This is a genomic window from Bacillus altaicus, assembly GCF_042136375.2.
GTDB classification, from domain to species: domain Bacteria; phylum Bacillota; class Bacilli; order Bacillales; family Bacillaceae_G; genus Bacillus_A; species Bacillus_A cereus_U.
In genome coordinates this window covers 3,463,455-3,487,180 of record NZ_CM143394.1, presented here as the reverse complement: position 1 = coordinate 3,487,180, position 23,726 = coordinate 3,463,455, and the positions used below count along the sequence as shown (strand labels likewise).

Here is a 23,726-nt window from a genome sequence, read left to right as displayed (position 1 = left end):
AGGGTTTTTTAGGGGGATTATATGAAATATACATGTCCATGTTGTGGTTATAAAACATTAGAGGAAGAGCCACCAGGTACATTTGATATTTGCAGTATCTGTTTTTGGGAAGATGATAACGTTCAATTTGATGATCCTGATTATGAAGGCGGAGCGAATGAAGAATCTTTGAGACAATATCAAAAAGCCTTTTTAATGAGGCATGTTAATCAAAAACTACCTGATAATAATGAACGTGATCCTAACTGGATACCACTTTTCGAAAAATAACACTTGTTAAACTCGTCAACTAATAACTTGAGTTTTAAATAACTTTATTATTGCTGATTTTTTTAAAATTAGTGAAGGATAAATCAAATTAAACACTTATTTTTTAACATCGTTTGATTGTTCAGACGGTGTAATGCGTGTTTATAGCATAGAAATTAAACAACTTTATTATCATTACACATGAGGAGAACAGCGTTCTCCTCCCTTTTCTTTTTAAGCCTTAAAAGAAGGCTGTTTTCGTTGTAGCTTTGAAATAAAGTTTGATCAAAAATACCTCGCAATCCCAAGTTTTACGATAAATAAAAAGAATCCATTTTGAAGAAAGATTGATCAAAATGGATTCTTCTCCAGCAGATTTAAGCTTGGTTTTTATAAAAAAGATTGATCATTTTCTACCTTTAATCTTCAACAATCGCGCCCGATTGTTGAAGATCGTTTTTCTTATTGAACTAACGCATCTGTTCGTTAAGTGTAACTCTTCCCAATTACTTGATATTATATAGGTGAATAGAAAGATAAATTAAAATTTAGTTTAGTAGTTGTAAAAGTAGGTTATTTATATTATTCTATTATAATTTTTCGAAAAGGAGAGTTTATGAAAAAGATTATTGTTTTTGTATTAACGATATTTATATTATTCTCAGGATTCGCAACACAAAGTTATGCGTTGTCTGATTCGAAATCTGCGGCAATACAAGCGTTGCTAGATGATGCCTCTCGTATATCAGGTGTGCCGGGAATGTCAATCTCAATACTTGCTGATGATGAAGTGTTCTACTTTTCTTCAGGGTATGCTGACCGTGAAAAGGGGTTGTCTGCAAGTGAAAATACACTCTATGAGTTAGCCTCGGTCAGTAAAGCTTTTACCGGTATGGGTATTATGCTGTTGGAAGAGCAAGGGCTGCTCTCAATGACTGACCCTGTCCAAAAATATTTACCTTGGTTTACGTTAAAGTATCAAGGGAAACCTGTTGATATGCAAAGCCTTACACTAAATAACTTTCTTCACCATACCAGTGGTCTAACAAATATTAGGCATACTCAAAGTATTCCACAAGGCAATACACCGGATATGTTGCAAAAGACTGTGGAAATGCTCGTAGATGCTGAATTGGCGTTCCCTCCCGGTGAACAGTATAACTATGGAACCGTTAATTATGACGTATTGGGCTTGGTTATTGAGATTGTGTCGCGACAAAGCTATGAAGACTTTATGAGGGAACAGGTATTTCAGCGGTTAGGTCTTCACCAGACGTATGTTTATAAAGAAGATGCTCAAGCCACTGGACAGTTGGCACAGGGCTACCGTTCTTCCTTTTTTATGACAACTCCATTTAAAGCTCCGGATTATGCTGGGAATAAGCCCGCAGGCTACATCATTTCTAATACAAAAGATATGGCGCGTTGGATGGGCATACAGATGGGTATTGTGCAGGACATACCCGAAATATTTCACACGGTTATCGAAAAATCACATAGGGGTGATATGTCTGTTTCGGCTGTCAACGATATGTATTATGCGGCAGGCTGGTCGGTAAACGCCGACCAAACGATTATAGAACACACTGGGGGCAATCCAAATTTCAGAACCGAAGTAGTCATACTGCTAAATGAACGAACAGCCGTCTGCTTGCTGAGCAACGGCGCAAATACCAATATAAACCTGGTACTAAAAGTTAAAGATATATTAGACGGTAATCTAACTCAGTCATATGAAATAAGCGGCACACAGCTTTTGGATATCATTTTGTCGTCTATCACTATTATTCTTTGCCTATTGGCCGTTCTCCTATTTCTCTTAGGATTACGCAGAAGGAAAACGAATGAGCGGCAGCCAATGACAAAAAAGAGAATAATCGTAACAGTTATTTTCCTGATCGCTACGATTGCCCTGGGTATACTGTGCTGTGCTTTCGATTGGTCAACGATACTTATTTGGCAAACATATAGTGTTCTTACAGCTTTGATTTCGTCAGCATTATTAACAGCAAGCATTACATGGTTTGTATACACTCACCGATAAAATACCTCGCTCCCAAGATAAGCATAATGTTAAGTAATTAAATTTCAATTTATCGGTATGCTTAATTTGAAAAACATAAGACACTTCGGTGTCTTTTTTAATATCATCGACAATTTTCCCAGTCAAACCTAATTACTATTGCTTCCACTAACCTGCTCCGTTCGTGGAATAAGGATTTTTAAACAACTAATATTATTTTTCAAATGACTTTATTGTAAATTAAACAACAATATTATTTTTGCACAAGCGTCGTTAGATAACATTTCTTAAAAGACTGTTGTTCAACAATCTGGCCCTTTAACGGAATAATCTTTTCACGCACGATAAAACACCCCTTTATTTAGATAAAGGGTTAGCCAAAAGGGGCGAAGCTTCGCAACATTTTTATAAACATCGTGACTTTGTTTTAAATCCACATCTATTGTTTGCTCTACTTAAGGTAAATCATAAAATGTGTCGCAGTGAATAAATTCTATATATTGTTCAATTATGCCTATTTTAGTCAATTTATCTCTAAAAGTTTCAATATCATTCTCACCGTAATAATAAACATGCCATTCTGTATTTTCATTAACTCGTTCCTTAACTTCTTTAAAATATGGTAAATCCACATCACCTAAAGAATGTCCAATTATAATTACTCTTTCAACAGCATCAAAATTCAATGGAAATAGTTGATCTATATAATTATTTACATCTTTATATGTTTTAGAACAATAGTCAGTTAAAACTTTATATATTGGTGCCCTTTGTTCATCAAGTATATTTTGATAGTCTGTATAATTTTCGTTAAAGTAATCTATTCTTGATGAATTTGAATGCCCTAACACTAATTCATCATCTGAATCTACTACACCGTGTATATGTAAAACATTCGATCTTGAAATATTGTAAATATCCTCCAAAGTAGTGGTGTAATTAAAGTTTATAAATATATCTTGATGGTTTTCATTGATTAAAGATGTCCTTCTATTTATAACGTCCAACTCTAGATTTACTACTTCAATCCATTCTTTTAAATAGATAGTTAATTCTTCAATGTACTTAAATTTGTCTCCGAAGTAATTATTCAAAGTATCTTCTATACCAATATTTCCACTTTCCAGCCCCAAATCCGTACTTTGAAGCATTTGTTCAATCAATACATATTCATCAATATTAGCTAAATTACATTCTAAATCATTCCATAGATAAGTTTGTAACCCTTTTCCCCCAAAATAATATTTCTCTTCGAAATCCCTCAAGAAGTCTCCTCGATGTTCTTCTAAATAGCAACGAAAATTCCAATACCTCGTATGTAAACCATGTCCTAAATCAAATCCATTCCCAATAATAAATAAATCCACTTATAACACCATCCCAATTAAAAATCTGTAATAAGATTACAATAAAACGTATAAATTACGCTTAAAAAAACAACTTGAACGTTTACCAACGGTTTATAATCTACTCCGCGCCCTGTTCCTCGTCCTTCTTTTAACCACTAATCATTTTTAGATGTTCTAGTTCTTTTAGACATAAAAACAGCCCGTTAGACAATCATATCTAAAGGGGTAAAACGGTGCAACTTTTTTATAAACGGTACATTTTTTTTACAAACGGTACGACTTTATTTTAAATCCACATTCGTAAACTTTGTTGTTTTTTGAATGTAATTAAATAGAGAAAAATACAATGCAAATTCAGTTTCAAAAATCAGTACCAAAATATAAGGGTCCCAACATATTAGTCATATATAATATGTTGGGACCCTTATATTTTAAGTTTTTTTGGATTTAGGTCTTGATAAGAATAACTTCTCGGTTTTATTTATTAGTTTTAATTTTCCTGGGTGCTCGTCGGTACTGATATGGTTCTTTTAATTCAAAGCCAAGTTCATTGGCAGCTATTCTTGGGAAGTATGGATTACGAAGTAACTCGCGTCCGATAAAAATTAAATCTGCTTCGTTATTATTTAAAATTTGCTCTGCTTGTGATCCGGTTGTAATTAATCCTACCGCACCAGTCGCGATGTCAACATGCTCCTTAATATGTTTAGCATATTGTACTTGGTAACCAGGATACACATCAATATGTGCGGGTACAACAGCACCAGAACTACAATCGATTAAATCTACCCCTTGTTCTTTCATCCATCCTGTATACTGCACATAATCTTGAACCGTTAACCCGTCAGGATGATAATCATTTGCTGAAATACGAACAAATAACGGTCCGTTCCAAACTTCATTTACAGAGTCAATGATTTCGCGTAAGAAACGATAGCGATTTTCAGGTGAACCCCCGTATTCATCAGTCCGCTTATTTGAAAGCGGAGAAAGAAATTCATTAATAAGATAACCGTGAGCACCATGTAATTCAATAACGTCAAATCCCGCTTGTTTTGAACGTAACGCAGCTTTTTGAAAAGCTAATACGGTGTCTTTAATTTGTTGCTTACTCATTTCCACGGGTATTTTCATTCCATCGTTAAACGGAATTGCTGAAGGAGCTAAAGCGTCCGTTTCTAATTCAGCCTTTCTTCCGGCATGAGCGAGTTGAATGGCAGCTTTTGCGCCGTTATCATGTATAAATGCTGTCGTCTTATGTAAGCCTTCAATTAGATTATCATCCCAAATGCCTAAGTCTTTGTTAGAAATACGTCCTTCAGGTAACACAGCTGTTGCTTCAATCATAACTAAGCCTACTTGGCCAGCAGCCCTGGTTCCATAATGAATGAGATGAAAATTGGTTACTCGGCCATCCTCATTCTCTGATGAATACATACACATAGGCGACATAACGATACGGTTTTTTAGCGTAACGTCCTTAATTGTATAAGGTGAAAAAAGTTGAAGCTCCATCAAATATCCCCCTTGATTGAATTTTCTTACATTGTATCATCCTCTTTTTTGTTTCCCTAATAAAACGCTTATACGAAAAATTTTGTCTATTCGTGTTACAATGGCTAATATGAATTGAATTGGAGGATGACATATGTATCAGGCTTATTATGAAAGTGAATTAGGTTTGCTGGAAATTACAGCGAATACGAAAGGGATTACGTCTGTTATATTTGTTGAAGAAAGAAAAGAAGAACATAAAAATGAACTTGTTGAACAATGTATAAATGAATTAGATGAATACTTTGAAGGAAAAAGAAAAGAGTTTACAGTTCCATTGTCTGCTGAAGGAACACCATTCCAAAAGAATGTATGGGAAGCACTTTACACCGTACCATATGGCGTAAGTGCTTCATATTTAGATATTGCAGATAAGGTTGGGAATACGAAAGCTGTACGAGCGATAGGAGGGGCAAATAGCCGGAATCCAATTTCAATTATCGTTCCATGTCATCGTGTAATAGGAAAGAGTGGAAAACTTGTTGGGTATGCAGGTGGTTTATGGAGGAAAGAGTGGTTATTGAAGCATGAAGGCATATTAAAATGAAGTATGGATGGAAAGAGGGATTGTTTTGAAATGTATAAATTGTGGGCGACCTTGTATTAATGATCAGTTGAATTGTGCAAATTGTCAACGGAACTTGCATAATAAACAAGGTGAAGAAAGCTCGCTAATAGACAAAGAATTAGAAGTATATGTAGGGAGACAATATCCATATTACAAAAGAAAATGGGAGCTTGAGAATAAGCGAATTGCTAGGTGGAGCTGGAATGGTTTGGCTGCTATTTTCAATGTAGGTTGGCTTGGATATCGTAAGTATTATTTACCTGCTGCTTTATTTATACTGTTATTAGTAGCATGTGATGCATTTTCTTATTATATGGGGTTCAACGTAGCGTTGCCAATCATTAATATGGTGCCTCTTACGTTTTTATTACTCATTTTCATTCTATTTGGGATGGGGATTTTTGCAAATGGATTATATTATCAATTTGCAGAAAGGCGTATATATCGAATAAAAGCACGGGGAATTAAAGATGAATCGGTTGAAAATTATCTGATCCGTGATAGTGGTGGAACGAGTAAAATGGGAGCAACAATCGTTACTATTTTAGCAGTTGCTAGTATTTTTTTCAGTCATTTCTTTTTTCCGACTGATCGAGATATTATACAAAAAGTACGTACAAGTTCGCTTTATGAATATCCGTTCTTTTCGATTGGTGAATCGTTTGAAAGCTATTTTCAAAATTCAGGGTGGATATATTATCGTGGTTCGGAAGGTATGGAATTAGTAGAATTTCAAGGATACAGCCCAGGGATGCCAAGACAAAAAGTTACAATTCAATTTATTGTTGATTATAAATTGAGTGAAATTGAGCCATATTCCCTTACGATTAATGGTGAATCTAAAAATGAAGAAGAGTTTTTGAAGATGATGGAAGAAATATTCAAGGTTCAAAATCCGTTTGAAATAGAGGATGGATTGCAAGTAAATGCTATTCAACAAAGCGGAGGGAAAGCAATTTCTGACCGCTTTTTTTCTTTTTATGAAAATAAATATTTAAAATAATCAGAATTTTTTGTATAATAAAATATATTATACAAGTTTTAACTTATACATATAGATTGGGGGAAGGAAGAATGAAGAGAAAGGTAACAACGATTGCTGCAGTTGCATTATCGGCTAGTGTATTGGTTGCAGGTTGCGGAAATGGGGAGAAGGCATCTACAACGAAGAAAGAAGCAGGTAAGGGAGTAGCGGATAAGCAAGTATTAAACTTACTAGAAACAGCTGAAATTCCTTCAATGGATACATCTAAATCAACAGATTCTGTATCTTTCCGTGTATTTGTAAATGCAATGGAAGGATTATATCGTCTAGATAAAGATAATAAACCAACTCCAGGTATGGCCAAAGACGTGAAGATTAGTGAAGATAAAAAGACATATACATTTGAATTACGTGATGCAAAATGGTCAAATGGTGATCCAGTTCGAGCACAAGATTTTGTATATGCATGGCAACGTACATTAGATAAAGCAATAGCAGCAGAATATGCATTTATTTTATTTGATGTGAAAAATGCACAGAAAGTAAATAAAGGAGAAGTACCGTCGGATCAATTAGGTGTTAAAGCGAAGGATGATAAAACGTTGGTAGTAGAATTAGAGCAACCAGCACCTTATTTCCTTGAGCTTACTTCGTTCCCTACATTCTTCCCATTAAATGAAAAGTATGTAAAAGGACAAGGGGATAAATACGGATTAGAAGCAGATAAATTATTGTACAATGGACCATTTACAATGAGTGAATGGAAACATGAACAAAGTTACCAGTTAAAGAAAAACCCAAATTATTGGGATAAAGATGCTGTAAAATTACAAGAAATTAATGTGGGTATAGTAAAAGAGACAAGTACTGGGGTAAATTTATATGATAGTGATCAAGCAGACCGTGTCATTTTAAGTTCTGAGTTTGTAGACAAATATAAAAAGAATAAACCAGATGAATTTAAAACGAAGCTAGACCCACGTATGTATTTCCTACGTTTTAATCAAAAAAATGCAACGTTTAAAAATCAAAAGGTTCGTGAGGCGATTGATTTAGCGTACGATAAAAAAGGAATTGCGGATGTAATTTTGAATGATGGATCATTGCCAGCGTATTTCTTAGTACCTGAAAAGTTTACGACAGGACCAGATGGAAAAGACTTCCGTACTGTAAATAAAAATTTCCGTGACAGTAAAGATAATGCTGCGAAAGCAAAAAAACTGTGGGAAGAAGCGAAGAAAGAACTTGGTCAAGATACAATTACAGTAGAATTACTAAATGATGATAACGGTAGTCGTAAAAAAGTGGGCGACTTTATTAAAGAAGAATTAGAGAAAAACTTACCTGGTATTAAAGTGAATTTGAAGCAACAACCATATAAGCAGAAGTTAGATTTAGAAAAGAAATTTGAATATGAATTCTCATTATCTGCATGGAGTCCAGATTATCCAGACCCAATGACATATATTGATATGTTCGTTACTGGAAGCTCATTTAATGAAATGGATTATTCAAATCCGAAGTACGATGATTTAGTAGCAAAATCAAAAGGAGAACTACTAAAAGATGACGCAGCACGCTGGAAAGCACTTGCAGAAGCTGAAAAAATCTTAATTGGTCAAGATGCTGCAATCTCTCCTACGTACCAACAAAGTACAGCTTACTTAGAGAAGACGTATGTAAATGGTATTGCTAACCATACGTTCGGTGGCGACTTTAGTTATAAATGGGCATATATTACAAAGAAATAGTATAATAAAAGATGAGTGAATTTTCGCTCATCTTTTATTTGTTTAGGGAGGAACGTGGAGTGTTGAAAGGAATCAATCATCTTTGTTTTTCAGTATCAAATTTAGAAAACGCTATTATGTTTTATGAAAGAGTGCTAGAAGGAGAACTATTAGTTAAAGGGAGAAAACTTGCATATTTCAATATATGTGGAGTATGGATAGCACTGAACGAAGAGGCACATATTCCAAGAAAGGAGATTCATCAATCTTATACGCACCTCGCATTTTCTGTTGAACAAGAAGACTTTGAACGCTTACTGCAGCGATTAGAAGAAAATAAAGTTCATATTTTACAAGGAAGAGAGCGTGATGTGAGAGATTGTGAGTCTATATATTTTGTTGATCCTGATGGTCATAAATTTGAGTTTCATTCAGGGACGTTACAAGACCGTCTAAATTATTATAGAGATGAGAAACCTCATATGACATTTTACTAAGGGGGGAAGAAGTTGCATGCACTTGTAATTGGTGGAACAGGAATGTTAAAGAAAGTTTCTATGTGGCTTTGTGATCAAGGATTTCGTGTGTCTGTTATTGGACGAGATGAAGTGAAATTAGAAAATGTTAAGCAAGCTAGTTCCGCACCAGAAAATATTACATGTCTTCCTTTAGATTATCAAAATGACGATGATCTAAAGCGATCTATTACAAATATAATTGAACAGAATGGTCCAATTACATTAGTTGTTGCATGGGTACATTCGAGTGCTAAGCATGCATTACGACTCATTTGTAATGAGGTTGAATTGTCATCGGAAAAGTATAGTTTATTTCATATATTAGGTAGTAGTGCATCGCGTACGAAGTCACAAAAAATAGGTGGGACATTATGTAGTTATTATAGAATTATATTAGGGTTTATTTTAGAAGATACATATGCAAGATGGCTTACTCATGAAGAGATTGCTGACGGAGTTATAAAAGGAATTGAAAGTAAATGCACAGAATGGATTGTAGGGAGAGTAGAGCCGTGGGAATCGCGGCCGAAATGGTAAGGGGGCATGTGAAATGAAGACAACGGTATATGTAACAAGGCACGGTGAGACAGAATGGAATGTAGCAGGGCGGATGCAAGGACGGAAAAATTCAGCATTAACAGAGAATGGTATGATACAAGCGAAACAATTAGGGGAGCGTATGAAGGATTTACCACTCCATGCCATATATAGTAGTCCAAGCGAAAGAACGCTTCATACTGCTGAATTGATTAAAGGGGAACGCGATCTTCCAATTATAGAAGATGAACGTTTCTATGAAATAAACATGGGGATATGGGAAGGGCAAACAATTGCTGACTTGGAAATGCAATATCCAGAAGAAGTACATTTATTTTGGAATGAACCACATCTTTTTCAGTCAACATCAGGGGAAAACTTTGCGGCCGTTCATAAAAGAGTAATTGAAGGGATACAATTTTTTTTAGAAAAGCATAAAGGGGAAAATATTTTAATTGTCTCTCATGCTGCAGCAGCGAAATTACTTGTAGGACATTTTGCAGGTGTTGAAATTGAACATGTATGGGGAGAGCCATTTATGCATAGCGCGAGTCTTAGTGTGATTGAATTTGATGAAGATCTTGGTAAAGTAAAACAATTTGCAGATATAAGCCATTTTCAGTAAACGTAAAAAAGGCCGCAATGCGGCCTTTTTTGGTGGGTATAAAAAACTAGCAATTACGTTTTTTATACCAGAAGTGATCGAATTTTTTATTCTTGCAAGAAGAAGACTTGTGTCTGCAATCTTTGCAATCATTCCATTTGTGCCCGTCATCGTGACAGTCTTTACCATGATCACAATCGTCATCGCAAGAGCTACCGTGTCCGTGAGGGAAGAATTCGCATTTTTTACAGAAACTTCGTTTTGTCCAGAAAAATTTCTTTTCAAAGCGTATGCATTTTGTAACGAACGTACAATGTTTTCTGCGAGTACGTTTTGTAACTAAAACGCATTCTTTTCTACGAGTAACTTTTGTAACGAAAGTCCATTTTTGAACGCGTACACGAGTACATTTTGTAACGAATGTCCATTTTTTTACATGCGTACATTTTGTAACGAACGTACAATGTTTCACGCGAGTACATCTTGTTCTTGGACATTTACCCCCAGTTGTACATTTACATCCAGTTGTACATTTATGATGAGAGAATTTATCATCATCGCACTCAAAAGTACTTGGATCTTGGTGTAAGAAATCCTCCATACCAGCACTTTTGATTTCTTCAACAGCTTTTCTAATATCACGTTTCATAGAAATCCTCCTTATCGAGTGTTAAATTGAAAAGGTATTCTTTTTCCTTAACATGATATGAGATTCGACTTCTTTCTGAACAGGACAAGAGTGTAATTTTATATAAATAGATGATAGCGGATGTATGGACAAGGCAAGGCGCATACATTGAATGAAGAGAACTGAGAAGGGATGAGAAAACATGCTGCCTTCATATGATTTTTTTGTTCATCCAATGTACTTAGTGGAATTGAAAAAGGACATTTGGTCAGATAGTCCAGTGCCAGCAAAATTAACTTATGGAAAAAAGAAGTATGACATTGATATCGTATACCGAGGGGCTCATATTCGCGAATTTGAGAAAAAGTCTTATCATGTTATGTTTTATAAACCGAAAAAATTTCAAGGCGCGAAAGAGTTTCATTTGAATTCTGAGTTTATGGATCCGTCTCTCATACGAAATAAATTATCTTTAGATTTTTTTCATGATATTGGTGTACTTTCGCCAAAATCACAACATGTATTTATAAAAATTAATGGTCAAATTCAAGGTGTGTATTTACAGTTAGAATCAGTTGATGAAAACTTTTTGAAAAATAGAGGGTTACCGAGTGGTTCTATTTATTATGCGATAGATGATGATGCGAATTTTTCGTTAATGAGTGAGCGAGATAAAGATGTTAAGACAGAGCTCTTTGCGGGTTATGAATTTAAATATTCGAATAAAAATAGTGAAGAACAACTGAGTGAATTTGTATTTCAAGCGAATACTTTGTCGAGGGAAGATTATGAAAAAGAAATCGGGAAGTTTCTACATGTAGATAAATATTTACGATGGTTAGCTGGAGTTATTTTTACGCAAAACTTTGATGGTTTCGTTCATAACTATGCACTATATCATAACGATGAGACAAATTTATTTGAAGTGATACCGTGGGATTATGATGCGACTTGGGGGAGAGATGTACAAGGGAGACCACTTAATCATGAATATATTCGTATTCAAGGTTATAATACGTTAAGTGCAAGATTGTTAGATATACCTGTATTTAGAAAACAATATCGAAATATATTAGAAGAAATTTTAGAATTACAATTTACAGAATCCTTTATAAAACCAAAAGTAGAAAATATGTGTGCATCCATTCGTCCATATTTACTTCAGGATCCATATATGAAAGAGAAAATAGAAGTTTTTAATCAAGAGGCTGAGATGATTTTTCAATATATAAATAAAAGGAGAAAATATATACAAGAACATCTTCATGAATTGGGATGATTTTGAAGGAGATTGAAACATTATCAATCTCTTTTTTTGTATACTAAAGATAGAGAAAGAAAAAAGTGAAATAATATTTAGTAGAATGGGGTTGTGTAAAAATGACGGTTAAATGGATTGATTGGGTAAAACAAATACAATCAATAGCACAAGCAGGTTTAACGTACTCCAAAGATGTGTATGATCTAGAGCGTTTCCAACAATTACGAGACATTTCAATTGCGATGATGTCACATTACACAAAAACAGATTGGGAAGTAGTAGAGAATTTATTTGCAAGTGAGACAGGCTATCAAACACCTAAAGTTGATATACGGGCAGTAATTTTTCAAAATGAAAAATTATTATTTGTGAAAGAAAAAAGTGATGGGAAATGGGCATTGCCAGGTGGATGGGCCGATATTGGTTATACGCCAACAGAAGTCGCAGCAAAAGAAGCATTAGAAGAGACAGGTTATAAAGTAGATCATTTTAGGCTACTAGCAATATTTGATAAAGAAAAACATCAACCGTCCCCATCAGCAACCCATATATATAAGATTTTTATAGGTTGTGAGATTGTTGGTGGAGAAAAGAAACTAAGTATTGAAACAGAAGATATAGATTTTTTTAGTGAAAATGAAATACCTGATTTATCAATCGCTAGAAATACCGAATGGCAGATTAAAGAAATGTTTGCGTTTATGAAAGATCGAAATAAGGAAAGGATACTTGATTAATTAAATGAATCAAGTATCCTTTTAGGGTATATTGATGAAGGGTTGTACATATTCTTATAACAAAAAAGAGTCTAGTGTAGTCTTCTTTAAAGTCTATGAGTTAGGTGAAGAGATTCACATGATTATATTGGCAGATGGCAATCTTTATGTGATAATGGGAGGGTATGTGAAGAAAAAAGGAGATAGAAAAGAATATGTTAGCGAATATAATAGATCAGTTATTGCAATTCTTTGCAAGTCTAGGATACTTTGGAGTAGCACTAGGTTTAATGATTGAAATTATCCCAAGTGAGATTGTACTTTCGTATGCTGGATTTTTAGTGGCAGAAGGGAAAATTAGTTTTGTCGGTGCTGTTATTGCCGGAACAATCGGTGGTACTTTAGCGCAAATCTTTTTATACTGGCTTGGATACTACGGAGGGCGTCCGGTTGTTGAGAGGTTTGGGAAATATCTGCTTATTAATAAACATCATTTAGACATAGCAGAAAATTGGTTTAAGCGTTATGGAGCTGGAGTGATATTTTCGGCACGTTTTATCCCAGTTGTACGTCATGCAATTTCTATTCCAGCAGGATTAGCAAAGATGCCGTTAAAGCTCTTTACACTGTATACAGTAGTAGCGATTATTCCATGGTCAATTCTTTTTATATATTTAGGAGAAAAGCTTGGTGGAAATTGGAGACATATTAAAGAATATGCATCTGATTACACACATTACATAATTATAGGTGCGGTTTTCTTTATTGCTTTATACTTCGGTTTAAAGCTTTTGAAAAAGAGAAAAACAACTCATTAAAGTCAATGATTTTTCATTGGCTTTTTTTAATTGTTTCGGTTCTAAAAAAAAGGAGTTGTCCATAATGTGTAATAATAAAGCGTAGCGGGGGAATGTGATGAAAGGATCACCGTTTTTACGTGGAACGATATTTTTAACGATGGCAACGATGATATCTAAAATGTTAGGGTTCATATATATTATACCATTTACAGCAATGGTGGGTACGAGTGGGTACGTATTATATACGTATGCATACCGTCCTTATACAATTATGCTCAGTATTGCAACGATGGGATTGCCACTTGCCGTTTCGAAAATGGTATCAAAATATGATCAACTCAATGATTATCATACGGTTAAAAGAGTATTAAAGAGTGGTATCGTTTTTATGTTTATAATGGGAGTTATTTCATGTTTTACACTATATATATTAGCTCCACATTTAGCTAAACTTGTAATTGATGGAAATGATCAAACCGGAAATAGTATAACGGCGGTCACTAATAACATTCAAATTGTAAGTTTTGCGCTAATACTTGTACCAGTAATGAGTTTATTAAGGGGCTTCTTTCAAGGATTTCAATCGATGGGACCTTCTGCACTAAGTGTAGTTGTAGAGCAATTTTTTCGGGTCTTAACCATTTTAATAGGAAGTTTTGTCGTTTTATATGTTTTAAAAGAGTCTATTTCGCTAGCGGTCGGTATTTCAACGTTTGGTGCATTTATGGGAGCTATAGGTGGATTAACGGTTTTAAGTGCGTATTATGTAAAGAGGAGAAGGCACTTAAAGAAAAAAGAGATGGTAAGTATACCACAAACAACGAAATCTTTTTTCTCGTTATATAAGGAGCTCTTTACATATTCAATACCGTTTGTTGTGGTTGGTTTAGCAATTCCGTTGTATCAGACAATTGATACATTTACAATTAATAAGTTACTTATACAAATAGGATATATGCAAGGAGAAGCTGAAAAGATTAATGCGATAATTGGTCTTGTTCAGATGGTTGTACTTATCCCGGTTTCTGTTGCAACGGCTTTTAGTATGTCCCTTGTACCTGAAATGACGAAAGCTTATACAGCGGGAAATGAGAAGCTACTGTATAAACACTTTACAAGGACAAATTTATTAGTGGTAGGAATTACTGTACCGGCGGCGATTGGAATGATGGTTTTAGCAAAACCAGTATATACTCTTTTATTTGGTGCTGGAAATGATCCAGAGATGGGCAGTACTATTTTGCAGTATTATGCTCCTGCTTGTATACTATTCTCACTGTTTACAGTAACCGCTGCCATGTTACAAGGAATTAATCAACAACAGAAAACAGTGCTAGGATTAGTAATCGGAATAACTGTGAAGATAGTTTTAAATATTGTATTGCTACCGTATTTTGATTATGTAAGTTTTATCATTTCAACATACGCTGGCTATACGATTTCAGTCGGCTTTAACTTGTGGATGCTTTCTAAATATGTTATAAAGGCAACATAAGCTTTTTAAAAGGCAGAGAACACTCTGTCTTTTTCTATGTTTACAAGATTTTTCTTAAAAAAACGTTTTCAAAATAATTTTTCTATTGAAATTTAATCGTTTGTTTCATATGCTGAAAATAGCGGTTCAAAAACTGTTGTTTAAGTGAGGTAGATTCCCACATGTAAAAAGAATCGGGGTGATAGTATGTTAAATATTTATTTAACAGACCGAAACGGAAAACTACAAGAGATTGAGGAAATGCAAAAGGGCTGCTGGATTAATGTACTTCATCCAACAGAAGAAGAAATTCAGTATCTAGTACAAACTTTAAATGTAGACTTAGATTTCATTAAAGACCCTTTGGATGATGAAGAACGCTCTCGTATTGAAAAGGAAGACAATAATACTTTAATTATCGTGGATATTCCGACAGTCAGACATGATGAAGAAGGAAATTCAATTTATGACACGATTCCAATAGGTATGATTGTAATGCCAGATTGTTTTGTTACTATTTGCTTAGAAGAAAATCCAATTTTTGAACGCTTTATTAATCAACGTATTAAAGAATTTTATACGTTTAAAAAGACGCGCTTCGCACTTCAGCTCTTATATACAATTTCTACTTATTATTTAAGATACTTAAAGCAAATTAATCGAAAAACAATCGATTTAGAGCACCAATTAAATAAGTCGATGAAAAATAAAGAAATTTTCACATTGCTCGGCCTTGAAAAAAGTTTAGTTTATTTTACAACATCATTAAAGGCAAATAAAATTGTAATTCAAAAATTAATGCGAAACAGTACATTTTTGAAAATGTATGAAGACGATCAAGATTTACTAGAAGATGTATTAATTGAAAATAAACAGGCTATTGAAATGGCGGAAATATATAGTCACATTTTAAGTGGAATGATGAATACATTTAGTTCGGTTATTTCTAACAATTTAAATAGTGTTATGAAACTGTTGACTTCTATTACAATCATTTTATCATTACCAACGATGGTTTCTAGTTTCTTTGGAATGAATGTAAAGGTTCCATTTGAAGGGGAAGCATATGGTTTTGTAATTGTACTTATAATATGTGTAACATTATCTTTCACTTTAGCATTTGTTTTTTGGAAGAAACGTTACTTTTAATGATAGGAAAGCTGCGCTAGCATAGTTATAAAACTGTGTTAGCGCAGCTTTTTTGCTATGAAATCTCAATTTTGGAATAGAATATAACTTGTAAAATGTAATGTGTATGAAGGTTATGAATTCCGTATAACTCTTGTTCAAATAATGAAATGGGGTTAAAATTACATATTGTTAATGAAAAGTTGGAGGAAATACATCATGGAATTGTTTCAATTACCGAAAGCATTCCTGCAAATGAATACAATCTTTATCTCAATATTAATCGAAGCACTTCCATTTGTGCTAATTGGTGTATTTATTTCAGGATTCATTCAAATGTTTGTGACAGAAGATATGGTGGCAAAATGGATGCCGAAGAACCGATTTCTGTCTGTTTTATTAGCTACTTTTTTAGGTATGATGTTTCCTGGGTGTGAATGTGGAATTGTTCCGATTGTAAGAAGATTAATCGGAAAAGGGGTTCCACCCTATGCAGGAATTGCATTTATGTTAACTGGACCGATTATTAATCCAGTTGTATTATTTGCAACATATGTTGCTTTTGGAAGTAGTATGCACATGGTATGGTATCGTTCTATTGTGGCGATTATCGTAGCAATTATCGTTGGAATTATATTATCATTTATGTTTAAAGAACATCAATTAAGAGATGATCACTTCCCAGAAGTGAATCATAAGCGTCCGTTACGTAAAAAAATGTGGGATGTATGTACACATGCTGTTGAGGAATTCTTCTCAATGGGAAAATATTTAGTGCTAGGTGCGTTAATTGCAGCTGCGGTTCAAACATTTGTACAAACTTCAACATTGCTTGCAATTGGACAAGGTCCGTTTTCTTCATCAGCTGTTATGATGGGACTTGCTTTCATTTTATCACTTTGTTCAGAGGCAGATGCATTTATTGCTTCTTCATTCCAAAGTACATTTTCAACAGCGTCACTAGTCGCGTTCCTCGTATATGGACCGATGGTGGATATTAAAAATATGTTTATGATGCTTGCGACATTTAAAACAAAATTTGTAATTGTTGTGACGGTTACAGTTACACTTGTTGTTTATGCAAGCTCACTACTCATTTATGCGATGGGGTGGTAGGTTATGTTTCGAGCATATATATTATTAGGTTTTACAATTTTAATTGGACAGCTTCATATTTCCGGTAACATTACGAAGTATATAAATATGAAGTATGCCTATTTATCAAAAACGGCAGCTATTATTTTAGGTTTCTTAACGATTATACAAATTATTATCGTTTTCCAGAAAGAGCATCAAAAGGAAAAAGAGAAACATGATTGCAATTGTGATCATAGCCATTGTGGGCACGATCATTCGAAAGATGAAAATACATGGTGGAAACGAACGTTTTCTTATATTCTGTTCTGTTTTCCGATTATTTCAGGATTGTTTTTCCCAATTGCAACATTAGATTCGGACATTGTTAAGGCGAAGGGATTTCACTTTCCTGTTGCACAAGCGGAAAGTAAAGATCCATTTATGACAAGACAATTCTTAAGACCGGATACGAGTATTTATTACGGGAAAGAAGGATATCGTGGTGTAATGGAAAAAGGGAAGAAAGAGTTTGTTACGAAAGACAATATCACTTTAAAAGATGAAGATTTCTTAAAGGGTATGGAGACAATTTATAATTATCCTGGTGAATTTACTGGTAAAACCCTGTCTTATAAAGGATTTGTTTTCCGAGATGATTCTTCTAAAAAGGAACAATATTTCTTATTCCGTTTCGGTATTATACATTGTGTTGCGGATTCGGGTGTATATGGTATGTTAGTTAAAAAACCAGAAGGTGTAGAGTGGAAAAATGATGATTGGATTCAGGTGGAAGGAGAAATTTCAACTGAATTTTATCAGCCGTTTCATGCGAATATTCCAGTGTTAGAAGTAACGAAATGGAATAAAGTTGAACAGCCGAAAGAACAATATGTATTTAGAGGAGCCGATTGATAAAATCGGTTCTTTTTTGTGGACTAAAAGTTCTAAAAATTGTTAATATTAAACGTGTAGTTCATGAGATGTAGTAAATGTTTGGATATTAGGGATATATAATTAAAGGGGTGATAACAATGACTGAAGTAAAGGGTAAAACAGCTAATGAATCAAGAGTTTTTAAAACGAGTCGAGTATTTCCAACGGATTTAAATGATCATAACACGCTATTTGGTGGAAAGATATTGGCGGAGATGGATATGGTTGCTTCAATTTCAGCAACGAGACACTCGAGAATGGAATGTGTCACAGCGTCTATGGATTGGGTAGATTTCTTATATCCAGTACGTTCTTCAGATTGTGTTAGTTATGAATCTTTCGTAATTTGGACGGGAAGAACTTCTATGGAGATATTTGTGAAAGTAGTAGCAGAAGATTTAATTTCAGGTGAAAAACGTGTAGCAGCAACTTCATTCGTTACTTTTGTTGCGCTTAGTAAGGAGAATAATCCAGTCCCTGTACCGCGTGTTATCCCTGAGACAGAAGAGGAGAAAGAATTGCATCGAATTGCTGTGTTACGTGCAGAACAGCGCCATATTCGTAAGGCAGAGAGTAAGAAGGTAGCTACACTGCTAACTTTTTGATGTAAAATACTTTCCTAGTGGTACTATTTTTTTTATAGGCTAGGAGATTTTTGAAATGAAAAGCGGACACCTAAAATAGGTGTCCGCTTTCATAGTTTTTTCATCCCCATATCGTATTACAATAACTGCTTAGCAGAAGCAAGCAGCACCGACGATAATTAAGAGGATAAATAATACGACTAGTAGCGCAAATCCATTACCATGTGCGAAGCCCATTGTTATTTCCTCCTTTATTTTAAGATACAACATACAATATGCAGATGAGCTCCTGTTTGATATGGACGTATATCATGCAATGACATATTTTTTGTATGATAATGTTTAAAAAAAGGAAAGATATAGGAATAACAGTAGTTAGAGAAAGGAACGTATCCATGAAGCACTTTTTAATTGTAATAATTTGTTTTATAGGTGTATTCATATGGATGAACGTTGATGTGGAAATGGGGAAGAAAATGGCTAGTGGATATGAATTAGAAAAAATTCGGTCAGGGGATTTTCAATTATATACGAACGGTGACGAGTTATATAGAAGTTTATTTGAGAATATAAATCGTGCAGAAAAGAATGTGTATATTCATTTTTATATTGTAGGTAAAGATGAGGTAAGCAAAGAATTCTTACAATTATTAGAGAAAAAAGCATCTAGCGGAGTAGATGTGAAATTGTCAGTAGACCGCATTGGCGGATATAAGCTTAAGAAAAAGATAATTAATCAATTAAAAGAAAAAGGCGTGAAGTTTACATTTAGTAAAAAACTTAAATTAAAAAACTTATTTTATTCTTTGCATCAACGTAATCATAGACGCATTGTTACTATAGATGGGAAAGTTTCGTACATTGGTGGCTTCAATATCGGAAAGGAATATCTTGGGCAGGATCCTAAATTTGGTCCGTGGCGTGATTATCATGTACGCATCGAAGGGAATGGAGCTACTGATATGGAACGGAAATTTGCGGAAGATTGGCAAGAAGATACGGGAGAAAAGGTCCCTATACGTCAAGAGTTACCTGTACAAGGAAATGTAAAATATCAATATATATTTTCGAATGGAAAAGGCTTATGGGAAAAGTACAGTGCACTATTAAAGAAGGCAAAACACTCCTTAATTATTGCTACACCATATTTTGTACCGAGTAAAGAAATGGTAAAAGGACTGAAAGATGCATTAAATCGTGGTGTCCGTGTGAAAATTCTCGTTCCCTTTAAAAGTGATGCCGTATTGTTAAAACAAGCTGCCTATCCTCATTTGAAAGATATGTTAGATGCTGGGGCGGAGATTTATCAATATCGAAACGGATTTTTTCATGGGAAAGTGACAATCATTGATGAGGAAATCGTCGATATTGGTACAGCGAATTTTGATAATAGAAGCTTTTATTTAAATAACGAATCAAACTGTGTCATATATGATAAGACAGTCGTTGCTGATGTCTGGAATCGACTAAAAGAAGACTTTCATAAGTCAAAACGATTTTCAGAAGAAGATTTTGAGAAAATTAGTCGCTGGGATTGGTTTCTAGGAAGAATAGCGAATGTTATCGCATCATATTTATAGTATATAGATGGAAAATAGGAAGGGAGGCACTTTAATGGATTGTATGAAAGAATTGATGACATATAGTTACACACTTATATATAAAGTTGGAGAGTACACGGGCAAGGTTCGAGATGAAGAATTAAAGGATATTTTAAAGCATCATTTACCGTATATGTTGCAAGCATATAATGAACAAGTAAATTTTCAAGAAGGAGAAAATGTACAGCATATAACTTGTAAACAAATGTGGCCGGAATTTACAGAAATGGATAGGGAAACAGATAATGAATATACAGGGGATATGGGGATTGCTATTTGTTATATTACACATTTGAAGCGATTAGCATTAAAGTTTGCTCAAGTGGCAGTAGAAGTTGCGAACCCGGAGTTTCGTTCTTTTCTGGAAAATTGTTTTGTGAAAATGAATCGTTACGCATATAATGTTTGGCAATATGTTGTGAAGAAGGAATATAAGATTAAACATGTATATGAAAATGAAAAATTTGCGTGAAAAGCTAAGGTGGAATGAAAGGCGCCTTAGTTTTTTTATGTCTAATTAGAGGGGGGGATTAAAAATTGGTTATGTTATCAGAAAATTTACAATAATTTACTATATCTTTACTATTTTTAAATCTTTCCTTTAAAAATAAAGAGTAATATGGGATTGTACATATTCTATCAAAGGGAGGAAACGCAAATGAACAAATGGGTTAAGTCATTAACTGCTATGGCACTTGCAAGTTCTTTATTAATGGTAGGTTGTAGTAAAGATGAGGATAAAAAGAAAGAGGATGACACAACTTCGCAGCAAGATGGAAAGAAAGATAAAGAAACAAGCGGAACAGACAAGTCTTCTGATTCGAAAGAAAAGAAATAAATGGATAATAGAGCTTCCTCACATATATGAGGGAGCTTTTTTGTTGCGTATTTGTAAGTTTTGCGGAAAAATAGAGAGAAAGAATTGAAAAGGAGAAAGTAAATGAAAGTATGTATATTAGGGGCGACAGGTAGAGTAGGATCACACATTATGAAATTGGCATTACAAGATTCATATGAAGTAACGGTATTAGTTCGTGATTTGAGTAGAGTGGAAATAGAGCATGAAAGGTTGCATGTTATTAAGGGAAATGTATTAAGCGGAGATGATATAAAGGAAGCAATTAAAGGATGTGATATTGTAATTAGTGCTCTTGGAACTGATCGGAATGGGACGTTAGAGAAGAGTATACCGATTATTATAAAGCAAATGGAAGAAGAGGGCATAAAAAAAATTGTTACAATAGGAACGGCTGGTATTTTACAAGCGCGAACAAACCCAAGTATATATCGTTTTCAATCAAAAGAATCGAAAAGAAAAATGACAACAGCTGCGGAAGATCACTTAGCTGCTTATGAAGCGCTGAATAATAGTAAACTATGTTGGACTGTTGTTTGTCCGACTCATTTAATAGATGGTGATGTAACAGGTGTATATCGAACTGAAAAAGATATGTTGCCAACAGATGGATCGGAAATCACAGTTGGTGATACCGCTCATTTTACATGGAGTTTACGTAATAAAAGCTTATACGAGAAAAGCCGAGTAGGTATTTCATATTAAAAAACCATCCCAAAATAGGGATGGCTAAAAAATGATATAGCATACAAAGATGATAATCATAATGATTTGGAGAATGGCTTTGGCTACTGTACTACTTAAAAAACCGACTACAGTTGCAATTCCGACTAAAAGGGCGTCTTTTGGCGCCTTTTTATGCATTAGTTCCGTAATAAATACAGATAAGAACGGTATGATAATAAGCCCGAATGGTGGGAAGAAGAACGATCCGACAATGATAGAAACCATGCCAATACGTTCGCCCGATTTTGTACTTCCGTATTTTTTTAGGAAGTATCCATTTGCAATAAAGTCAGCAACGAAAATGAAGAGTGTAAAAATGACTTGAATAATCCAAAAAGATGTCGTTAACTCTCCGCCATTTATTCCAAAATGATAAATGAAATAGCCAGCCCATACGGCAAGGATGCCAGGGATAATGGGGTATATAAAGGCAAGAAATGAAACAATGAAACAAGCAATGATACAAATTGTTAGTAAAACAGTCACTTTATAGCTCCTTTGTAGTATCTAATTTATGTACAGCAATCTTTTTAATTTGATGCCCATCAAGTTCTAATGCTTTAAATTGAAAACCATCATATTCAACTGAATAGCCAGCCTCAATATTTAAATCAATTGATTGAGAGAGAAGCCAACCACCAATTGTATCTAAATCACTTTCATCGATATGTAGGCCAAACATATCATTTACTTCAGAAATGAGTACTTTCCCATCTAAAACAGTAAGCTTAGGAGTACGCTTTTCAATCATTGGTGATTCGTCTGCGTCAAATTCATCTTGAATTTCTCCGATAATTTCTTCGAGAATATCCTCCATCGTTAAAAGGCCAGCAGTTCCACCGTATTCATCCATAACAATCGCCATTTGTACGCGGTTCTTTTGGAGATGTATTAACGTTTTACGAATGGGAACTGTTTCAAATACAGTTAAAACAGGATGTATGTAGGCATCAAGTGGTTTGTAAATGCCTTTTGTTTGATTATGAAAAATCTCTTTCGTATTTATCATTCCGATAATATCATCCTTATCCTTTTCAATAATAGGATAACGTGTATACTTTTCAGTTGCAACGATTTTCATATTTTCTTCTAACGTATTTTCAGTAGATAAACAAACCATTTCAGTTCTAGGTACCATAATTTCTTTAGCAACACGATCATCAAATTCAAAAATATTATTTACATATTTATATTCGGTTTGATTAATTTCGCCGCTTTTATAGCTTTCACCTAAAATGAGTCGTAGTTCTTCTTCGGAATGAGCAAGTTCATTTTCTTTTGCAGGTTCTAAACCTAATAATTTAGTGGAAAATACAGCTGAACTATTCAGTAACCAAATGAATGGATACATAATTTTATCAAACAAAATAAGCGGTTTTGCAAATTTTAATGTGATTGCTTCAGCTTTTTGGATTGCGAAAGACTTAGGAACTAACTCGCCTAATACAACATGGAAAAAAGTAATCACACTAAAAGCAATAATAAAGGATAACGTGTTAGCCATTGTTCCAGTAATATTGATTTTTTCAAATAGTGGTCGTAGTAAATGTTCTACAGTTGGTTCACCAAGCCAACCAAGTCCTAAAGAGGTGATAGTAATACCGAGCTGACAAGCAGATAAATAAACGTCTAAGTTAGATAAAACGCTTCTTGCAGCTAATGCTTGTTTATTACCTTCATTAGCAAGCTGGTCAATTCGACTTTTTCGTACTTTTACGACAGCGAATTCTGAAGCAACGAAAAAACCAGAAATAAGGATAAGTATAAAGATGAGAAAAATATTTAATATGTCCAAGTGTGTTCTTTATTCCTACTTTGGAATAAA

The 23,726-nt window shown here is 34.2% G+C and carries 26 protein-coding genes; 20 read left to right on the top strand and 6 right to left on the bottom strand.

All coding sequences use genetic code 11. The features are described 5' to 3' along the window. Window positions 1–21 precede the first annotated feature (21 nt). A complete protein-coding gene (locus ACE38F_RS18105; protein WP_002035324.1) occupies window positions 22–270 on the top strand; it encodes a CPCC family cysteine-rich protein in 249 nt (82 codons plus the stop codon). A gap of 595 nt (window positions 271–865) precedes the next feature. Continuing rightward, entirely contained in the window at window positions 866–2,293 is a 1,428-nt protein-coding gene (locus ACE38F_RS18100) for a serine hydrolase domain-containing protein (protein ID WP_000720967.1), read from the top strand. A gap of 434 nt (window positions 2,294–2,727) precedes the next feature. Here ACE38F_RS18100 and ACE38F_RS18095 read toward each other — a convergent pair whose 3' ends face one another. Further along, window positions 2,728–3,639: a bacteriophage abortive infection AbiH family protein gene (locus ACE38F_RS18095; protein WP_375370692.1), complete on the bottom strand. Its 912-nt coding sequence runs from the start codon at window positions 3,637–3,639 to the stop codon at window positions 2,728–2,730. A 459-nt stretch (window positions 3,640–4,098) separates the two neighbouring features. Then, on the bottom strand, window positions 4,099–5,136 hold the full coding sequence (namA, locus tag ACE38F_RS18090) for an NADPH dehydrogenase NamA (RefSeq protein ID WP_375370693.1): 1,038 nt from the start codon (window positions 5,134–5,136) through the stop codon (window positions 4,099–4,101). Window positions 5,137–5,269: 133 nt separating this feature from the next. Here namA and ACE38F_RS18085 point away from each other — a divergent pair, with 133 nt between their 5' ends. The 6 genes from ACE38F_RS18085 to ACE38F_RS18060 all read left to right on the top strand — a co-directional run bounded on the left by ACE38F_RS18085 (window position 5,270) and on the right by ACE38F_RS18060 (window position 10,138). Then, window positions 5,270–5,722: a methylated-DNA--[protein]-cysteine S-methyltransferase gene (locus tag ACE38F_RS18085; protein ID WP_002031467.1), complete on the top strand. Its 453-nt coding sequence runs from the start codon at window positions 5,270–5,272 to the stop codon at window positions 5,720–5,722. Between the two features lie 25 nt (window positions 5,723–5,747). Continuing rightward, complete coding sequence (locus ACE38F_RS18080) at window positions 5,748–6,746, top strand: DUF2628 domain-containing protein (protein WP_002148567.1); 999 nt, start codon at window positions 5,748–5,750, stop codon at window positions 6,744–6,746. Between the two features lie 71 nt (window positions 6,747–6,817). Beyond that, window positions 6,818–8,479, top strand: coding sequence for a peptide ABC transporter substrate-binding protein (locus ACE38F_RS18075; RefSeq protein ID WP_002189364.1), 1,662 nt, complete (start codon window positions 6,818–6,820; stop codon window positions 8,477–8,479). A 59-nt stretch (window positions 8,480–8,538) separates the two neighbouring features. Further along, window positions 8,539–8,955 (top strand): FosBx1 family fosfomycin resistance bacillithiol transferase, encoded by a 417-nt coding sequence (fosB, locus tag ACE38F_RS18070; RefSeq protein WP_002126995.1) that lies wholly within the window; start codon window positions 8,539–8,541, stop codon window positions 8,953–8,955. 12 nt (window positions 8,956–8,967) lie between these two features. Further along, window positions 8,968–9,513 carry a short-chain dehydrogenase gene (locus ACE38F_RS18065; RefSeq protein WP_375370694.1) on the top strand — a complete coding sequence of 182 codons (546 nt, stop codon included), beginning with the start codon at window positions 8,968–8,970 and terminating at the stop codon, window positions 9,511–9,513. A 13-nt stretch (window positions 9,514–9,526) separates the two neighbouring features. Further along, window positions 9,527–10,138, top strand: coding sequence for a phosphoserine phosphatase 1 (locus ACE38F_RS18060; protein ID WP_375370695.1), 612 nt, complete (start codon window positions 9,527–9,529; stop codon window positions 10,136–10,138). Between the two features lie 46 nt (window positions 10,139–10,184). Here ACE38F_RS18060 and exsB read toward each other — a convergent pair whose 3' ends face one another. Continuing rightward, entirely contained in the window at window positions 10,185–10,766 is a 582-nt protein-coding gene (exsB, locus tag ACE38F_RS18055; protein WP_375370696.1) for an exosporium protein ExsB, read from the bottom strand. A gap of 181 nt (window positions 10,767–10,947) precedes the next feature. Between exsB and cotH the strand changes: the two genes are divergently transcribed. From cotH to ACE38F_RS18015, 8 genes are all read left to right on the top strand, one after another. Then, on the top strand, window positions 10,948–12,024 hold the full coding sequence (cotH, locus tag ACE38F_RS18050) for a spore coat protein CotH (protein ID WP_375370697.1): 1,077 nt from the start codon (window positions 10,948–10,950) through the stop codon (window positions 12,022–12,024). Between the two features lie 101 nt (window positions 12,025–12,125). Continuing rightward, window positions 12,126–12,743, top strand: a complete 618-nt coding sequence (locus ACE38F_RS18045) for an NUDIX hydrolase N-terminal domain-containing protein (RefSeq protein ID WP_215556096.1) — start codon at window positions 12,126–12,128, stop codon at window positions 12,741–12,743. A gap of 194 nt (window positions 12,744–12,937) precedes the next feature. Further along, entirely contained in the window at window positions 12,938–13,540 is a 603-nt protein-coding gene (gene uptA, locus ACE38F_RS18040; protein WP_016104621.1) for an undecaprenyl phosphate transporter UptA, read from the top strand. A 97-nt stretch (window positions 13,541–13,637) separates the two neighbouring features. After that, entirely contained in the window at window positions 13,638–15,017 is a 1,380-nt protein-coding gene (locus ACE38F_RS18035; RefSeq protein WP_375370698.1) for a putative polysaccharide biosynthesis protein, read from the top strand. A gap of 186 nt (window positions 15,018–15,203) precedes the next feature. Then, window positions 15,204–16,145: a magnesium transporter CorA family protein gene (locus ACE38F_RS18030; protein WP_002148556.1), complete on the top strand. Its 942-nt coding sequence runs from the start codon at window positions 15,204–15,206 to the stop codon at window positions 16,143–16,145. 198 nt (window positions 16,146–16,343) lie between these two features. Further along, window positions 16,344–17,240 (top strand): permease, encoded by an 897-nt coding sequence (locus tag ACE38F_RS18025; RefSeq protein ID WP_002118586.1) that lies wholly within the window; start codon window positions 16,344–16,346, stop codon window positions 17,238–17,240. A 3-nt stretch (window positions 17,241–17,243) separates the two neighbouring features. Then, on the top strand, window positions 17,244–18,113 hold the full coding sequence (locus ACE38F_RS18020) for a TIGR03943 family putative permease subunit (protein WP_341306995.1): 870 nt from the start codon (window positions 17,244–17,246) through the stop codon (window positions 18,111–18,113). Between the two features lie 119 nt (window positions 18,114–18,232). Continuing rightward, window positions 18,233–18,739, top strand: a complete 507-nt coding sequence (locus ACE38F_RS18015; RefSeq protein ID WP_002200764.1) for an acyl-CoA thioesterase — start codon at window positions 18,233–18,235, stop codon at window positions 18,737–18,739. A gap of 129 nt (window positions 18,740–18,868) precedes the next feature. Here the strand turns inward: ACE38F_RS18015 and ACE38F_RS18010 are convergent, their stop codons facing one another. Beyond that, a complete protein-coding gene (locus ACE38F_RS18010; protein ID WP_000505094.1) occupies window positions 18,869–18,955 on the bottom strand; it encodes a YjcZ family sporulation protein in 87 nt (28 codons plus the stop codon). A 158-nt stretch (window positions 18,956–19,113) separates the two neighbouring features. Between ACE38F_RS18010 and cls the strand changes: the two genes are divergently transcribed. The 4 genes from cls to ACE38F_RS17990 all read left to right on the top strand — a co-directional run bounded on the left by cls (window position 19,114) and on the right by ACE38F_RS17990 (window position 21,880). Then, complete coding sequence (cls, locus tag ACE38F_RS18005; RefSeq protein WP_341306994.1) at window positions 19,114–20,298, top strand: cardiolipin synthase; 1,185 nt, start codon at window positions 19,114–19,116, stop codon at window positions 20,296–20,298. A gap of 34 nt (window positions 20,299–20,332) precedes the next feature. Next, complete coding sequence (locus tag ACE38F_RS18000; RefSeq protein ID WP_016104624.1) at window positions 20,333–20,791, top strand: spore coat protein; 459 nt, start codon at window positions 20,333–20,335, stop codon at window positions 20,789–20,791. Window positions 20,792–20,977: 186 nt separating this feature from the next. After that, entirely contained in the window at window positions 20,978–21,157 is a 180-nt protein-coding gene (locus tag ACE38F_RS17995) for a hypothetical protein (RefSeq protein ID WP_215556101.1), read from the top strand. 102 nt (window positions 21,158–21,259) lie between these two features. Then, on the top strand, window positions 21,260–21,880 hold the full coding sequence (locus ACE38F_RS17990; protein ID WP_341306993.1) for an NAD(P)-dependent oxidoreductase: 621 nt from the start codon (window positions 21,260–21,262) through the stop codon (window positions 21,878–21,880). A gap of 24 nt (window positions 21,881–21,904) precedes the next feature. Here ACE38F_RS17990 and ACE38F_RS17985 read toward each other — a convergent pair whose 3' ends face one another. Continuing rightward, window positions 21,905–22,387 (bottom strand): DUF456 domain-containing protein, encoded by a 483-nt coding sequence (locus tag ACE38F_RS17985; protein WP_215556103.1) that lies wholly within the window; start codon window positions 22,385–22,387, stop codon window positions 21,905–21,907. Between the two features lies 1 nt (window position 22,388). Then, entirely contained in the window at window positions 22,389–23,696 is a 1,308-nt protein-coding gene (locus ACE38F_RS17980) for a hemolysin family protein (protein WP_215556104.1), read from the bottom strand. Between the last annotated feature and the right edge of the window lie 30 nt (window positions 23,697–23,726).

Excerpts from the sequence above, each read along its gene's own strand:
- ACE38F_RS18105 (WP_002035324.1), top strand. The coding sequence starts at position 22 with ATGAAATATACATGTCCATGTTGTGGTTATAAAACATTAGAGGAAGAG.
- ACE38F_RS18100 (WP_000720967.1), top strand. The coding sequence starts at position 866 with ATGAAAAAGATTATTGTTTTTGTATTAACGATATTTATATTATTCTCA.
- namA (WP_375370693.1), bottom strand. The coding sequence starts at position 5,136 with ATGGAGCTTCAACTTTTTTCACCTTATACAATTAAGGACGTTACGCTA.
- ACE38F_RS18085 (WP_002031467.1), top strand. The coding sequence starts at position 5,270 with ATGTATCAGGCTTATTATGAAAGTGAATTAGGTTTGCTGGAAATTACA.
- ACE38F_RS18075 (WP_002189364.1), top strand. The coding sequence starts at position 6,818 with ATGAAGAGAAAGGTAACAACGATTGCTGCAGTTGCATTATCGGCTAGT.
- ACE38F_RS18060 (WP_375370695.1), top strand. The coding sequence starts at position 9,527 with ATGAAGACAACGGTATATGTAACAAGGCACGGTGAGACAGAATGGAAT.
- exsB (WP_375370696.1), bottom strand. The coding sequence starts at position 10,766 with ATGAAACGTGATATTAGAAAAGCTGTTGAAGAAATCAAAAGTGCTGGT.
- cotH (WP_375370697.1), top strand. The coding sequence starts at position 10,948 with ATGCTGCCTTCATATGATTTTTTTGTTCATCCAATGTACTTAGTGGAA.
- ACE38F_RS18045 (WP_215556096.1), top strand. The coding sequence starts at position 12,126 with ATGACGGTTAAATGGATTGATTGGGTAAAACAAATACAATCAATAGCA.
- uptA (WP_016104621.1), top strand. The coding sequence starts at position 12,938 with ATGTTAGCGAATATAATAGATCAGTTATTGCAATTCTTTGCAAGTCTA.
- ACE38F_RS18035 (WP_375370698.1), top strand. The coding sequence starts at position 13,638 with ATGAAAGGATCACCGTTTTTACGTGGAACGATATTTTTAACGATGGCA.
- ACE38F_RS18030 (WP_002148556.1), top strand. The coding sequence starts at position 15,204 with ATGTTAAATATTTATTTAACAGACCGAAACGGAAAACTACAAGAGATT.
- ACE38F_RS18025 (WP_002118586.1), top strand. The coding sequence starts at position 16,344 with ATGGAATTGTTTCAATTACCGAAAGCATTCCTGCAAATGAATACAATC.
- ACE38F_RS18020 (WP_341306995.1), top strand. The coding sequence starts at position 17,244 with ATGTTTCGAGCATATATATTATTAGGTTTTACAATTTTAATTGGACAG.
- ACE38F_RS18015 (WP_002200764.1), top strand. The coding sequence starts at position 18,233 with ATGACTGAAGTAAAGGGTAAAACAGCTAATGAATCAAGAGTTTTTAAA.
- ACE38F_RS18010 (WP_000505094.1), bottom strand. The coding sequence starts at position 18,955 with ATGGGCTTCGCACATGGTAATGGATTTGCGCTACTAGTCGTATTATTT.
- cls (WP_341306994.1), top strand. The coding sequence starts at position 19,114 with ATGAAGCACTTTTTAATTGTAATAATTTGTTTTATAGGTGTATTCATA.
- ACE38F_RS18000 (WP_016104624.1), top strand. The coding sequence starts at position 20,333 with ATGGATTGTATGAAAGAATTGATGACATATAGTTACACACTTATATAT.
- ACE38F_RS17995 (WP_215556101.1), top strand. The coding sequence starts at position 20,978 with ATGAACAAATGGGTTAAGTCATTAACTGCTATGGCACTTGCAAGTTCT.
- ACE38F_RS17990 (WP_341306993.1), top strand. The coding sequence starts at position 21,260 with ATGAAAGTATGTATATTAGGGGCGACAGGTAGAGTAGGATCACACATT.